At 54.7% G+C, this 13,815-nt stretch carries 13 protein-coding genes; 12 read left to right on the top strand and 1 reads right to left on the bottom strand.

Annotated features, from left to right (window positions below; all coding sequences use genetic code 11):
- The first annotated feature begins 78 nt into the window (after window positions 1–78).
- From AC2FNR_RS02330 to AC2FNR_RS02315, 4 genes are read left to right on the top strand one after another with little or no spacing between them, the layout of a single operon-like run.
- Window positions 79–726, top strand: a complete 648-nt coding sequence (locus tag AC2FNR_RS02330) for a TetR/AcrR family transcriptional regulator (protein WP_170755717.1) — start codon at window positions 79–81, stop codon at window positions 724–726.
- Window positions 723–1,907, top strand: coding sequence for a pyridoxal phosphate-dependent aminotransferase (locus AC2FNR_RS02325; RefSeq protein WP_496847841.1), 1,185 nt, complete (start codon window positions 723–725; stop codon window positions 1,905–1,907). The genes AC2FNR_RS02330 and AC2FNR_RS02325 overlap by 4 nt, the downstream gene beginning before the upstream one ends.
- On the top strand, window positions 1,904–3,508 hold the full coding sequence (locus tag AC2FNR_RS02320; protein ID WP_496847840.1) for a 5-guanidino-2-oxopentanoate decarboxylase: 1,605 nt from the start codon (window positions 1,904–1,906) through the stop codon (window positions 3,506–3,508). Before AC2FNR_RS02325 ends, AC2FNR_RS02320 begins: the two co-directional genes overlap by 4 nt.
- Before the next feature lie 3 nt (window positions 3,509–3,511).
- Window positions 3,512–4,294 (top strand): arginine deiminase family protein, encoded by a 783-nt coding sequence (locus AC2FNR_RS02315; RefSeq protein WP_496847839.1) that lies wholly within the window; start codon window positions 3,512–3,514, stop codon window positions 4,292–4,294.
- Between the two features lie 76 nt (window positions 4,295–4,370).
- On the opposite strand, the gene AC2FNR_RS02310 is transcribed toward AC2FNR_RS02315, so the two are convergent.
- Window positions 4,371–5,150, bottom strand: coding sequence for an MOSC domain-containing protein (locus tag AC2FNR_RS02310; RefSeq protein ID WP_496847838.1), 780 nt, complete (start codon window positions 5,148–5,150; stop codon window positions 4,371–4,373).
- A gap of 399 nt (window positions 5,151–5,549) precedes the next feature.
- On the opposite strand from AC2FNR_RS02310, the gene AC2FNR_RS02305 reads away from it, so the two are divergent.
- The 8 genes from AC2FNR_RS02305 (at window position 5,550) to AC2FNR_RS02270 (ending at window position 13,801) form a co-directional block, all read left to right on the top strand.
- Window positions 5,550–6,869: an ABC transporter substrate-binding protein gene (locus AC2FNR_RS02305; RefSeq protein ID WP_170724798.1), complete on the top strand. Its 1,320-nt coding sequence runs from the start codon at window positions 5,550–5,552 to the stop codon at window positions 6,867–6,869.
- 79 nt (window positions 6,870–6,948) lie between these two features.
- Window positions 6,949–7,896 carry a carbohydrate ABC transporter permease gene (locus AC2FNR_RS02300; RefSeq protein ID WP_170332156.1) on the top strand — a complete coding sequence of 316 codons (948 nt, stop codon included), beginning with the start codon at window positions 6,949–6,951 and terminating at the stop codon, window positions 7,894–7,896.
- Window positions 7,893–8,831, top strand: coding sequence for a carbohydrate ABC transporter permease (locus tag AC2FNR_RS02295; RefSeq protein WP_170755712.1), 939 nt, complete (start codon window positions 7,893–7,895; stop codon window positions 8,829–8,831). Before AC2FNR_RS02300 ends, AC2FNR_RS02295 begins: the two co-directional genes overlap by 4 nt.
- Window positions 8,828–9,016: a hypothetical protein gene (locus AC2FNR_RS02290; RefSeq protein WP_155150119.1), complete on the top strand. Its 189-nt coding sequence runs from the start codon at window positions 8,828–8,830 to the stop codon at window positions 9,014–9,016. The genes AC2FNR_RS02295 and AC2FNR_RS02290 overlap by 4 nt, the downstream gene beginning before the upstream one ends.
- Window positions 9,017–9,018: 2 nt before the next feature.
- Window positions 9,019–10,116 (top strand): ABC transporter ATP-binding protein, encoded by a 1,098-nt coding sequence (locus tag AC2FNR_RS02285; protein ID WP_496847837.1) that lies wholly within the window; start codon window positions 9,019–9,021, stop codon window positions 10,114–10,116.
- Window positions 10,109–11,101 (top strand): ABC transporter ATP-binding protein, encoded by a 993-nt coding sequence (locus AC2FNR_RS02280; RefSeq protein WP_496847836.1) that lies wholly within the window; start codon window positions 10,109–10,111, stop codon window positions 11,099–11,101. Before AC2FNR_RS02285 ends, AC2FNR_RS02280 begins: the two co-directional genes overlap by 8 nt.
- An 11-nt stretch (window positions 11,102–11,112) precedes the next feature.
- On the top strand, window positions 11,113–12,735 hold the full coding sequence (locus AC2FNR_RS02275; RefSeq protein ID WP_496847835.1) for a dihydroxyacetone kinase subunit DhaK: 1,623 nt from the start codon (window positions 11,113–11,115) through the stop codon (window positions 12,733–12,735).
- A 7-nt stretch (window positions 12,736–12,742) separates the two neighbouring features.
- Window positions 12,743–13,801, top strand: coding sequence for a LacI family DNA-binding transcriptional regulator (locus AC2FNR_RS02270; RefSeq protein ID WP_170356299.1), 1,059 nt, complete (start codon window positions 12,743–12,745; stop codon window positions 13,799–13,801).
- Window positions 13,802–13,815: the final 14 nt, after the last annotated feature.

Here is a 13,815-nt window from a genome sequence, read left to right as displayed (position 1 = left end):
TTTTCCGATTGCAGTAAGCCGCGAACATCGTAATTATGCAAGCGTATAATTATTGCAACCAGCGAAAACGAACCAGTTGTGAGCGAAGAACGCAAAAAATTCAGGCGCGAGTCGGCCGAATCCCGGCAGGAAGCTTTGATTCTAGCCACGCTGGAACTGGTTGCTGAACAGGGCGTGCGCGGCGCCACGGTGCGGGGAATCGCAGAACGCGCAAATGTCACGGGGGGGCTGATCCGCCACTACTTCAGCTCCAAAGAAGATCTGATCGTCGCTGCCTACGAGCACCACATGAACACGATGACCGACCAGACCTTTGCACTTGCGACGGGCACAGAGGTCGGCGCGCAAACCAGGCTCGCCGCTTTCGTGACGGCGTCTTTGACACCACCCGTTGTCGACCCCCGCGCCATCGCCCTGTGGGCCAGCTTTCTGAACAAGGTGCAGCACGACCCACAGATGAAAGCGACGCATGAACGGACATATGCCTATTTTCGGGACCAGCTTGAGGAACTGATTGCAGCCTCGCTGAACGAAGTTGACCGGCCCGCGCCCCCTGCCCGTTTGCGGCAATTGGCCATTGCGTGCAACGCGGTGATCGATGGTCTGTGGCTTGAAGGCGGGGCGCTGCCGGACGCATTTGAACAAGGTGAACTGGTTGAAATCGGGCTGCAGTCCGTTTCCGCCATTCTCGATTTGGATCTAACGCAGGAGAGCAAGCCCAAATGAGGCTGACAGCAATCACCGAACGGCTGGCCGGATTGGGCGGCGGCAAGTGGGAAGTCCACCTGAAGGCGCGCGCATTGGCCGAGGCAGGCGCAGACCTCGTGGAAATGACGATCGGCGAACCGGACGTGCCAACACCGCAAGAGTTGTGCGACGCGGCGGCCTTGGCATTGCATTCGGGCCGCACCGGATATTCAAACGGGCGCGGAGAGGCCGGGCTTTGTGCAGCTTTGGCCGAAACATACACCGAAAGCCGTGGGCGGCAGTTTCTGCCTGAAAACATTCTGTGTTTTCCCGGCACGCAGACAGCACTTTTTGCGGTGATGCAGGGCCTCGCAGAAGCCGGGTCCGAAGTTCTAGTCGGCGATCCCATGTATGCGACCTATGAGGGTGTCATCCGCGCCAGCGGGGCTGAACCGGTTCCGGTGCCGCTGCGCGCTGAAAACGGGTTTAGACTTCAGGCTGACGATCTCGCCGCGCGTATCACGCCGCGCAGCCGGGCGATACTGCTGACCACTCCTCACAACCCGACAGGCGCGATCCTGACTGCGGAAGATATCGGTAAAATCGGTAAAATTGCGCAACAACATGACCTGTGGATCATCTCGGACGAAGTGTACGAGCATCTGGTGTTCGATGATGCCAACTTTGTGTCGCCGCTTTCTGATCCGCAGCTGGCAGACCGGGTCATCGCGGTCTCGTCGATATCGAAATCCCACGCCGCCCCCGGTTTTCGCAGCGGCTGGTGTGTGGGCCCGGCCGAGTTTTGTGCAGCGCTTCTGCCGGTCTCCGAAACCATGCTGTTTGGCAATCAACCCTTCATCGCGGACATGACGGAAAAAGCAGTACGGGACGGATCGTCGGTCGCGGCGGGCATGGCATCCCGCTTTGCAAGCCGCGCCCTGATCCTGGAACATCGGCTACACGCCGAAACCGGGCTTGTCGTACACCGCCCAGAGGCCGGCATGTTTGCGTTGGTCAATGTATCAGCCTGCGGCATGGACGGGGACACTTATGCTTGGGACCTGCTGGAGCATGGCGTTTCCGTCATGCCTGGCTCGGCCTTTGGCGAAAGCCTTGCAGATTGGGTCCGGGTCGCCTTGACGATTGACGACGAGCGTTTCGCAAAAGCACTGGACCGCATCGTTGCCCATGCAAACCTCAGCGATCGGAACGTCGCATGACCAAACAAACAGTGGGCGAAGCATTGGTCGCAGGGCTGAAACAGCGCGGCGTGTCTTGTGTCTTTGGCATTCCCGGAGTGCATACGGTCGAGCTGTACCGCGGCCTTGCGGCCTCTGGAATCCGTCATGTCACCCCTCGGCATGAACAGGGTGCGGGCTTTATGGCTGACGGCTATGCGCGCGCGTCGGGTAAACCTGGCGTAGCTTTTGTTATCACCGGTCCCGGCCTGACAAACACCCTGACCCCGATGGCGCAGGCACGCGCGGACTCCGTGCCAATGCTGGTGGTCTCGGGCGTCAACGATACAGATACGCTCGGCCAAGGATATGGCCATTTGCATGAACTGCCCGATCAGCACGCCCTTGCCAAAACTGTGGCGCTGGTTTCTGAACATGTGAGCCTGCCCGGTGATCTGGACCCAGCTCTGGAGCGCGTTTTTGCGACCTGCTGCTCGGAACGTCCCGGCCCCACTCATATTGAGATCCCACTGGATGTGGCAGGACACGCAGCCGAACGCGCCCCTATCGCCAAGACCCTACCCAGCTGGGCCCCGGACGGCGACGTGATCCAACAGGCTGCCGCGCAGCTCTTGGCCGCAAAACGCATTGTCATCCTGGCCGGTGGCGGTGCGAAAACCAGCGCCGAAGGCCTGAAAGCCTTAGCCGAGCGCCTAGACTCTCCAGTCGTGCAAACCGTCAACGCGCGTGGGTTGATGCATGATCATCCATTGACCGTTCCCGCTAGCCCCAGTTTGAAATCTGTACGCGTACTGATCGAAGACGCCGATTGCGTTCTCGCTTTAGGGACCGAGCTGGGCCCAACAGATTATGACATGTACGCTACGGGAAAGATGCCCATGATGCCCGGTCTGATACGTGTTGATGTTTGCCCGGATCAATTGGCCCGTCATGACACGAAAATTGCCATACAGGCCCGGACTGATCAGGCAATATCCGCATTGCTTGCTACCCTGCCCGACCGGCCCGACCAGCGGGATGGCGCAGGTCGCGCCGAAAAAACCCGCGCCGCAGCTTATGAAGAGATCGGTCCGGACTACCGCGCCCAGGTCGAGATCCTGGCAGCCATGCGCGCGACTGTCCCCAACGCGCTTATAGTGGGCGATTCCACACAACCGATCTACGCAGGTAACCTCTATTATGACCACGACCGTCCGGGCGGATGGTTCAATGCCGCCACCGGTTATGGCGCGCTCGGGTATGGCATTCCGGCCGCTATCGGTGCAGGAATTGCCGATCCTCAGGCCCCTGTGATCTGCATTGCCGGCGATGGTGGCGCCCAATTCTCGCTGCCCGAGATTATGGCCGCGGTGGATCACAACCTGCACATTACCTTTGTCTTGTGGAACAACCACGGCTACGGCGAAATCGCGACGTCAATGCAGGATGTTGGGGTTGAAGTGATCGGATGCGACCCGACCCCACCTGATTTTGCCGCCACCGCAGCCTCGTTTGGCATACCATATGAACGGGTTTCTCAGAACCCTGCTAAGATAGCGGCCGCGTTGGCTTCGGCCCGCGCGCGAAACTGCCCTTCAATTCTGGAAATCGACATTACCGGGGATCGCCCGGATCAGGAGTAACTCATGCGGAATCCGACCTTTGAATTTGCACGTGCCATCACCCGCAAGCCCGCCACGACAATTGCAGAAGGGTTGCGCGCCGAGGATATCGGCAATCCAAACCTGGACGGGATGCTAGCCGCGCATTCGGCCTATGTCAGTGCGCTGCGCAGCACTGGGGCAGAGGTGATCGAGCTTGAACCGCTTGACGCTTATCCTGATGCACAATTTGTCGAGGATACCGCACTTTGCCTTCCACAAGGTGCAATTCTGATGCGTCCCGGCGCGCCCTCTCGCATGGGTGAAGTGGCGGAAATAGCATCGACGATCCGTGCCTGCTATGACGACGTCCGCGAGATCAAAGGCCCCGGCCATGTCGAAGGCGGCGACATTCTGGTGACCGGAAAGGAAATCTTGGTGGGCCGTTCGGATCGCACCGACGCGGCAGGCGTGGCCGAGCTGGCGGAAATTGCCAATGAGTGGGGCCATGCTTTGCGTGAGGTGTTTACGCCTGAAGGCGTGTTGCATTTCAAGACCGATTGTTCGCTGATGGATGCCGAGACCATCCTTGCAACCAAGCGCCTGGATGCGTCCGGGTGTTTTGAAGGCTACCGGGTTTTGCATGTCGCCGACGGTGAAGAAGCGGCTGCCAATGCAATTCGTTTCAATAATCTGGTACTGATGGCAGCAGGTTTCCCGCGCACAGCCGACACTCTGGACAAGGCGGGATTTGAGGTTGTTCAGATCGACAATACCGATTGCGCTAAACTGGATGGCGGGATGTCCTGCCTGTCCTTGAGGTTTTGAGGGTGTCAGGGACAGGCAGTACAACTGGACTTGAAGCATAGTTTATGTCTCAAGCCTTTTGACAATCTGTTCTGGATTAGGCGAGCAATTCCCCAGATTGACCGACCATTAGCGTTCCACCATTGGCCACCTCGACATAGACACCCATGTCCATGTGACCCATCACCTTTCGAATAAGATAGGGTACATTCAAGTCCCGCTCGGCCGTTATCGGGTTAACTTCAGTTGCTGCGCACCTTTTGGTTCGCGAGAGAATTTTCAGCTTAACATCACCAAATCTCAAAACTGAACCAACGGAATCTAGCTCGGCAAACGCAGGTAACCCGTCAATCTCGATATTCGATCGGAAGCGCGCTGGGTGGACATTCGCGTTCAGTTGCTTGCCCAGTTCTTCCACAGAAGCCAGATTCAAAACGGATATCGCGCTCATCATTTTCGGTGATACCACAGACACATCCGTAAACCGATGAGGCGAAGACGAGACGAACTTTGGCGGTTCGGGATCTTTTAAACCAATCTCCGACGAAAGAAAATTTGCCGCGCTCATCCGATCTTCGGGCGTTCGCATATTAAAGCGTCGTATCTTGCTGTCAGCTTTGATCTCAAGAGCTTGGGTCTCGGGGTCAAAATTTGTTTGAATGCCTGCCAGAGCAGCCTCATTTAACAAAACGACAAAACGATCTTTCGGCAGTGGTTTGGGGTTCTGCTCATCGAAACCCGAGTTGTATCTAGCAAATCCGAACAACCGATCACCAGGAATGCCCTCTCCTGCTCGCAGCGTCACAGTTTGCATAGGCTCCGAACTCAAGCCTTTTACTGGGTAGCGGCTCATTCGGACGATAGAGAGATTTTTCATAAGTCTGCACCTTACCAATCGAGTGACCCAATACCCAGAGCAGGCTGCGCTGTTTGACGCTATCTACAATTCGCAAAGGTATAGACCAAATAATCTGTGAGCGCTTCAGACGCGGCTTAGCTAAACCTACTGGTTGCATGATGACTGCGATCACGAGCTTCGCCAATTTTAGTCGATATGGCCATTTAGAATATCTCCGCCAAAACAACTCATGCATAAAACTGATTTTATAATAAACATAATAATCAGATGCTTATAGCAAATCTTTGCGATTTTCTCCTATCTATTGAGGTACGAACCTCAAAAATTTCTGGACTTGAGGTGCGTACCTCAAATAGCCTTGGTCATATGCCGCGATTCGCACATCCTCGATTGACGGCGCAAAAAAGGGAGGAATGGATGACTTACACAAAACTGGCTTCGGCCAGCGCAATAGTCCTTGCCGCTACTACTCTTTCTACCAAGGCAAATGCTGAAGATCTGACACTATGTTGGGCTGCGTGGGATCCGGCCAACGCGCTTGTCGAGCTGTCAAAAGAATTTGAAGCAGAGTCTGGCCACACGATGAACTTCGAATTTGTTCCATGGCCAAATTTTGCGGACCGGATGCTAAATGAGCTGAACTCTGGGGGTAAACTCTGCGACCTGTTAATTGGTGACAGCCAATGGATCGGCGGTGGTGCCGAAAACGGTCATTATGTCCAACTTAACGAATTCTTCGATGCTGAAGGCATAAGCATGGACGACTTCGCGCCAGCCACTGTCTACGCTTATTCGACCTGGCCCAAGGGTACACCAAACTACTATGCGCTGCCTGCGATGGGCGATGCGAATGGATGGTTCTACCGCAAGGACTGGTTTGAAAACCCCGATATCCAAGCCGCCTACAAAGAGGCGACCGGTCAGGATCTGCGCGAGCCTCAATCTCAGAAAGAGCTCTTGCAGATCGCGCAGTTCTTCCAAGGTCGTGAAATCGACGGCAAGACGGTTTATGGGGCCGCAATTTTTACCGAGCGCGGCTCGGAAGGGATCACAATGGGTGTGACCGGGGCACTGTATCCATGGGGCTTCAAGTATGAAAACACACCTGGCTCGTATGACATGGAAGGTGCCGTAAATTCACCAGAAGCAGTGGAAGCACTGGAATTCTACAAAGAGTTCTACGAAACGGCTACACCTCCGGGATACACCAACTCTTATATGGGTGAGAGCTTGGACGCCTTTAAATCCGGTCAGGTCGCCATGGCGATGAACTGGTTTGCCTTCTTCCCTGGTCTGTATGCCGACCCCAATACCGGCGGTGACAAGATCGACTTCTTCGTGAACCCACCGCAAAATCAAGCGGGTTCAACACTTGGTGGACAAGGAATTTCTGTAGTCAGTTATTCCGACAAACAGGACGCCGCGCTCGAGTACATAAAGTGGTTCGCGCAGCCAGACGTTCAGGCCAAATGGTGGGAGCTGGGTGGTTACTCGGCACATAACTCAGTGCTGGAAGATCCCGGTTTCGTTGATAGCCAACCGTTCGCGGGTGACTTCCTTGAAGCAATGGGCGGTGTGCAGGATTTCTGGCAAGAGCCTGCTTATGCTGAGCTTCTGCTGGCAATGCAGAAACGCATCCACGACTACGTGGTCGCTGACCAAGGTACAGCTCAAGAAGCGTTGGATCTTCTGATCGAAGATTGGACGGAAGTCTTCGAAGACGAAGGCAAGCTGTAACCCGGACACAGGCCGGAGCGGGAGCAATCCCGCTCCACCTTCACCCGTGAGTCCGAAACCAACAAGAACTGGCAAAGAGATGTCTGACAGGACCGTAGATCGCGTTGCGCAGGCAACGCCCGAGCGAGTTGCGCGAAAAATCCGGGGATTATCCGATCGCGCGATCGCCTGGATATTCATCTCCCCAACGATTTTTCTATTGCTGGCGATCAACATCTTTCCGTTGATTTGGACCATCCAACTGAGCTTTACCAACTACAAGGCCAATCGGATCGGGCGTGAAGTCAAAGATGTCGGTCTCAGGAATTACGAGCGTATTCTGACGGACTCTGACACTTGGCTGAACATGCAGGCGACGGCGCATTTCCTGTTCTGGACGATCTTTTTTCAAGTTCTGATTGGGTTCACGCTGGCATGGTTGATCAACAAAAAATTCAAAGGCAACGATCTTTGGACTACGATCATCGTGCTGCCGATGATGCTGTCTCCGGCGGTTGTCGGAAACTTCTGGAAGTTCCTGTATCAACCTCAGATCGGCTTGTTTAACTACATAGTGTCCTGGTTTACCGGCAAGGACCCATCGAGCTTTGAAATGCTGGGATCGGTCACGTTGGCCCCATGGGCGATTGTGATTGTCGACACCTGGATGTGGACCCCCTTCGTGATGCTGATCTGTCTGGCCGGTCTGCGCAGCATTCCAGATTACATCTACGAGGCGGCTGAGATCGACAGGGCCAGCAAGCTGCGGCAGTTCTTTACGATTACCATCCCGATGGTGCTACCGTTCCTTATGTTGGCGGTGCTGTTCCGGGGAATTGAGAACTTCAAGATGTTCGACCTGGTGGTTCAGCTAACTGGCGGTGGTCCGGGTTCTGTTACGGAACTCACCTCGATCAATCTAAAACGAGAGGCGTTTGAAAAGTGGCGTACAGGCTATGCCTCGGCCTATGCGATCATCCTTTTCGTCACCGTGTTCGGCCTTGCGTCGATCTACGTCAAAGCCCTGAACAAGGTGAAACAGAGATGAGTGGTTTTTCCGTCACTGAACCTTCGAACCGGTCCAAGTGGATCGCAGGCTTTCTGGTCATCACTTATGCGCTGATCACGATGATCCCGCTGGTCTGGATTTTGCTGACTGGCTTCAAATCCCCGGCCGATGCGATCAGCTATCCGCCCAAAGTGGTCTTTGACCCAACGCTTGAAGGGTATGTGAATCTCTTCACCACGCGCACGCGGCAAACGCAGGAGTTTCTGGAAGCCAACCCGCCGCAGAACTGGGCCGATGAGATCGTGCGCCAATACGACATGGTGATTGTCGGGCCATCAAAGTTCGGTGAGCGTTTTATGAATTCGGTTATCATCGGGTTCGGCTCGACCTTCCTGAGTATTTTCCTTGGCACGCTGGCCGCCTATGCGTTCAGTAGGTTCAAGGTCCCGCTCAAGGACGACCTTCTGTTCTTCATCCTCAGTACAAGGATGATGCCGCCGGTTGCTGTTGCTATCCCAATCTTCCTGATGTTCAGGAACCTTGGATTGAGCGATACGCACCTGGGAATGATCCTGCTTTATACAGGGGTTAACATCTCACTGGCGGTTTGGTTGCTGAAGGGTTTCATCGACGAAATCCCACGAGAGTACGAAGAAGCCGCCCTTATAGATGGCTACACGAGGTTTCAGGCATTCTACAAAGTGGTGCTGCCGCAAGCCGCCACAGGCATCGCATCAACTGCGATCTTCTGCCTGATCTTCGCGTGGAATGAATACGCATTTGCCGTGCTGCTGACCTCCGCGAACGCGCAAACAGCGCCGCCATTTATCCCGACCATTATCGGTATCGGTGGCCTGGACTGGCCGGCTGTGGCGGCAGGTGCCACGATCTTCCTTATCCCGGTCATGATTTTCACCATCCTAATGCGCAAACACTTGCTGCGCGGGATCACATTCGGAGCCGTGCGCAAATGAGCGAGTTTCTTACCGGATTACTACGACTCCGCCGCGGCCCATGGGAGATGGTCGCAACCATCCTAATTGCACTGGGTGTCTTCATGCTGATGCAGCCCTTTGTCCTTTGGGCCTTCACCTACTCTTTCATCGTCACGCTGATCGGAACCGTCATGTTCATCATCGTCAGCCATTTCCCGGAGTAGAAATGGCCCAGATCGTAGTCAAAAACGTAAAAAAGATGTTCGGCGACTTCACCGCTGTACGCGAAAGCTCGTTCACGATTGAGGACGGTGAGTTTTTCATGCTTCTTGGGCCATCCGGTTGCGGAAAGACGACGACGCTGCGGATGATCGCAGGGTTGGAACTTCCAACCTCGGGTGAAATCTACTTGGACGGTGAAGAGATCAGCCAGCGACCGCCATCAGAGCGAGACATCGCTTTCGTGTTCCAGATGTTCGCGCTGTATCCCCACATGAACGTGCGCAAGAATATCAGCTATCCACTGATATCGCAGGGTATGCCCCGCGCCGCTGTAAAGGCCAAAGTCGAGGAAGTCGCAGGAATTTTGGGGATCAAGGACATCCTCGATAGCCCAGTAGGTGGACTTTCAGGCGGCGACAGGCAGCGCGTGGCGCTGGGGCGCGCGATTGTTCGCGAGCCCAAGGCGTTCATGATGGACGAACCTCTTGGTGCCTTGGATGCCGAATTTCGCGAGCATATGGCGGAAGAACTGCGCGCTCTTCATGATCGCATGGGCGCAACCACTGTGTACGTTACACATGACCAGCTGGAAGCCATGCAGATGGGCGACAAGATCGTGGTGATGAACAACGCTGTGATCGAGCAATTCGGTACTCCTCAGGAAATCTACGACAAACCGGCCACAATGTTCGTTGCAGATTTTATTGGGTCTCCTTCGATGAACTTCCTGCCGTTTCAGGGAAAGGTCGCGCCTGGCTCGGAAATGGTTCGACTGAATGGCCATGACGAAGCCGTGCCCAAACTGATGGAAGGGGCGGAAGGTGACCTGGTTTTCGGCGTTCGTCCCGAGCATGTTTTTCTGTCAGACGACAGTGCCTACCGGGCCAAAGTCCTGGCAGCGGAATATCTGGGAACCACCCAGATCGTGACACTGCAAAGCCCGAACGGAGAGCTGAAAGCCCGCATTGATGCGCGTGAAGTGGTTAATCCCGGCGAGACGGTAGGACTGGAATTTCGCTCACCTGCAGTAACCCTGTTTGAAAAATCTACCGGACGCGCGTTGAGATCCGCTTTGAACGACGAGGTACTAAGCAATGGCTGAAGTCGTTTTGCAAAATATCTCGAAGTCATTCGGTAGTCTAAAAGCGGTGGATGGTATATCGATGACGATCCCCAACGGTGCCTTTGTGGTGTTGTTGGGGCCGACGGGCGCAGGGAAAACAACGACGCTAAGATTGATATCCGGACTTGAGAAACTGGATTCAGGAACGGTGCACATTGCCGGGCGTGACGTTGGAATAGATACGCCTGCCCAGCGTGATGTAGCGATGGTTTTCCAGCAATACTCGCTATACCCCCATATGACAGTACGAGAGAACCTGTCTTTTCCCCTGCGGTCACCGATCCTAAAAACACCCGAAGATGAGATCGCCAGGAAGGTTGGCGAGGTCGCGGAAATTCTCCAAATTCCGCACAAGCTGGATAACAAAGCAACTGAGCTGTCCGGCGGCGAAATGCAGCGCGTTTCAATTGGACGGGCGCTTGTGCGGGACCCCCAGATATTCCTGATGGACGAACCCCTCAGCTCTTTGGACGCTAAACTTCGAGCGGATTTGCGTGTGGAACTGAAAAGGATTCAGGCAGACCTAGGATCAACCTTACTATACGTGACCCATGATCAGGTCGAAGCCATGACAATGGCGACGCATATCGGCGTTTTGGAAAACGGCAGGCTGGTTCAGTACGGTACCCCTCGCGACATCTATGAAAATCCCGGAAGTGTGTATGTTGCCAGCCGCTTGGGACTGCCACGGATCAACATCCTTCCGTCCGCGTTATTCGGAGGCGATCACAAAGGTCCGCAGATTGGTCTTCGCCCGGAAAACATCATCGAAGGTGAAGGCACGGATGCACGTGTAGTGCGTGCCGAACACTTGGGAGATCAAACGCGGCTGCACCTAGACTTAAACGGCCACCCGGTTGTGACCCTGATTGATATCCATCAGGACTACCCCTCTGGGAAAGTAATAAAAATCCGACCACACAACCCATTGTATTTTGACGCGTCCGGCACGCGAGTGACTTAAGGAGCAAAAGCATGGCCCAGTTCCTCAACACGAAAGAAACTCTGGTGACAGAGGCCATAGATGGTCTTCTTGCGTCATCCGGAGGACAACTTACCCGGCTGGACGGTTACCCGCACATCAAAGTCGTCTACAGGTCCGATTGGGACAAGTCGAAAGTCGCTTTGGTTTCGGGCGGAGGGTCTGGGCACGAGCCAGCCCACGCGGGTTTTGTTGGCGCTGGTATGCTGACAGCAGCAGTATGTGGAGAAGTATTTGCATCCCCGTCAGTTGAGGCGGTTTTGGCTGGCATTCTCGCCGTTACGGGTGAGGCTGGGTGCTTGCTTATCGTGAAGAATTACACAGGTGATCGGTTGAACTTTGGTCTGGCGGCTGAGCGCGCCCGCGCATTGGGCCGCAAAGTAGAGATGGTTGTTGTCGATGATGACATCGCCCTGCCCGACCTTCCGCAACCGCGTGGCGTGGCAGGAACGCTGTTCGTGCACAAGATCGCTGGTGCGCTTGCTGAAGATGGTGCTGACTTGGACACCGTCACCAATGCCGCAAGAACCACTATAGCGAAGGTCGTCAGCATCGGTATGAGCCTGGACACCTGCACCGTCCCAGGTTCTCCGAAAGAGGACAGGATTGCGCCCGGCAAAGCGGAACTCGGCTTGGGCATCCATGGCGAGCCCGGTGTACAGCAGGTGGAATTCTCGAATGCTGTATCGGCCATGTCCACAGTGGTGGGTAAGCTGAAGCAACGGGTGGGTTCCGGGGATTGTGTGGCGTTGATCAATAACCTTGGCTCTACAACACCATTAGAAATGGCTGTCCTCACTCATGCCCTGTCTGAGACCGATATTGCCAGCCATATAATTGGCCCAGCACCAATGATGACATCGTTGGATATGCACGGATTTTCTGTTTCTATTCTGCCCGTAGATCAACACGAATTGTCAAAACTAGAAGCTCAGGTTGATCTGGTTGCTTGGCCCGGTGTCAAATCCATCACCCCAATAAAAGTAGCGCCTTTGCCTGATGGTTTGGCTCCGATCGATCCAATTCCTTCGAATAATTCTGCGACGAAGGAAACGATCTCTCGTTTGTCTGAACTTCTCATCAACGCTGAGAAGAACCTGAACGAGCTGGACGCCAAATCCGGGGATGGCGACACGGGGAGCACTTTGGCGACTGCAGCAAGGGCGTTGCAAGGTAGCCTTGACCGAATGCCGCTTGCTGACTTGACACAACTGTTTCCGGCGTTGGGCAATGAATTGAGCCAGACGATGGGTGGTTCTTCCGGCGTAATACTTGCAATCTTCTTTAACGCCGCTGGAGATGCCTGTGCGAGCGGCGCTTCGGTACCGAAGTCTTTGGTCGAAGGTCTGAACCGCGTTAGCCAAGTCGGCGGCGCCAAGGTCGGTGACAGGACCATGATTGACGCCTTGGCACCTGCGCTTGCCGCACTCCCATCTGGCCTTACTCACGCGGCAAAGGCAGCTCGCGAAGGTGCAGACAACACGGCCAAAATTCGCCGTGCGAAGGCGGGCCGGGCAGCCTATGTTCCCGAAGAAAACCTAGTTGGACATAACGATCCCGGCGCTGAGGCTGTTGCTTTGTTGTTTGAAGGCTTAGCGCGGGAGATTGAAGGCTGAAGAACACGTGGAAGACCAAAAACAAAAACTAGAATTGGTTAAAAAGCCAACTGTCAATGACATCGCGCGTGTTGCGGGTGTCAGTCTGGCGACTGTTGACCGGGTCTTGAACAGACGCCCCGGCGTGCGGGCCGTAACCGTACAGAAAGTACAAAAGGCAATTGATGAGCTGGGCTATGTGCGCGACACGGCTGCGGCCAACCTTGCGCGAAACCGAGTTTACAACTTCCTCTTTGTGTTACCGGACACGGATAACGAGTTTGTAGAGGCGATTAGCAGTCAGATCGCAGAGCAATCTCGTGACCAATTCATCGAGCGGACACGTACTTCGATAAAGAAGGTAGCTCCGTTTGAGCCGCAGGATATCGTCAACATTCTGGATACTGTCGAAAGCTTGGACGTTGATGGAGTTGCCGTTTTCGGTCCTGAAACACCTTCTGTCCGCGACGCCGTAAAGAGGGTCAGAGATAAGGGCGTTCCAGTCGTCGCCTTGGTGTCTGACTTGCCGAGTTCTGAGCGGGACCACTTTGTGGGAATCGATAACGTGTCTGCAGGACGCACAGCTGCCCAGTTGATGGGGCGATTTGTAGATCGCAAAGGCAAAGTACTGGTCCTGACAGGTTCTCGTTTGGCCCGCGATCACCTAGAAAGGCGTCAGGGTTTTGATCTTGTTGTGGCAGAGGATTTCCCTCATCTCGAAGTCGTGGCATCGGTCGAGGGCCGGGATGACCCAGATCTGATCTACACTTTGCTGCCCGAAATTTTTGAAACCTACCCGGATCTGGTCGGAATTTATTCGTCAGCTGCGGGCAATGCAGGTCTGATTCAATTTCTTTCCGAGAACAAGCTCAGTGAAGATCTGGTGATCATTGCTCATGAGCTCACACCGCTTAGTCGGGAAGCGCTTAGGCTGGGTACATTTGACGCTCTAATCTCGCAAGACACCGGCCACATCGTTCGTTCCGCCGTACGTCTGCTGCGCGCAACTTCGGACAAGGTTCCATTCAACAAAGCGCAGGAACGCATCCGTATCGACATCTATCTGAAGGAAAATTTACCGCCATAGAGGCATAGGTTTTG

This window comes from Ruegeria sp. SATB045, assembly GCF_059613525.1.
This window is presented reverse-complemented; position numbering and strand designations above follow the sequence as displayed.

Bases quoted from the DNA above. Each gene is read 5' to 3' on its own strand.
- AC2FNR_RS02325 (WP_496847841.1), top strand. From the start codon at position 723: ATGAGGCTGACAGCAATCACCGAACGGCTGGCCGGATTGGGCGGCGGC.
- AC2FNR_RS02320 (WP_496847840.1), top strand. From the start codon at position 1,904: ATGACCAAACAAACAGTGGGCGAAGCATTGGTCGCAGGGCTGAAACAG.
- AC2FNR_RS02315 (WP_496847839.1), top strand. From the start codon at position 3,512: ATGCGGAATCCGACCTTTGAATTTGCACGTGCCATCACCCGCAAGCCC.
- AC2FNR_RS02310 (WP_496847838.1), bottom strand. From the start codon at position 5,150: ATGAAAAATCTCTCTATCGTCCGAATGAGCCGCTACCCAGTAAAAGGC.
- AC2FNR_RS02305 (WP_170724798.1), top strand. From the start codon at position 5,550: ATGACTTACACAAAACTGGCTTCGGCCAGCGCAATAGTCCTTGCCGCT.
- AC2FNR_RS02300 (WP_170332156.1), top strand. From the start codon at position 6,949: ATGTCTGACAGGACCGTAGATCGCGTTGCGCAGGCAACGCCCGAGCGA.
- AC2FNR_RS02295 (WP_170755712.1), top strand. From the start codon at position 7,893: ATGAGTGGTTTTTCCGTCACTGAACCTTCGAACCGGTCCAAGTGGATC.
- AC2FNR_RS02290 (WP_155150119.1), top strand. From the start codon at position 8,828: ATGAGCGAGTTTCTTACCGGATTACTACGACTCCGCCGCGGCCCATGG.
- AC2FNR_RS02285 (WP_496847837.1), top strand. From the start codon at position 9,019: ATGGCCCAGATCGTAGTCAAAAACGTAAAAAAGATGTTCGGCGACTTC.
- AC2FNR_RS02280 (WP_496847836.1), top strand. From the start codon at position 10,109: ATGGCTGAAGTCGTTTTGCAAAATATCTCGAAGTCATTCGGTAGTCTA.
- AC2FNR_RS02275 (WP_496847835.1), top strand. From the start codon at position 11,113: ATGGCCCAGTTCCTCAACACGAAAGAAACTCTGGTGACAGAGGCCATA.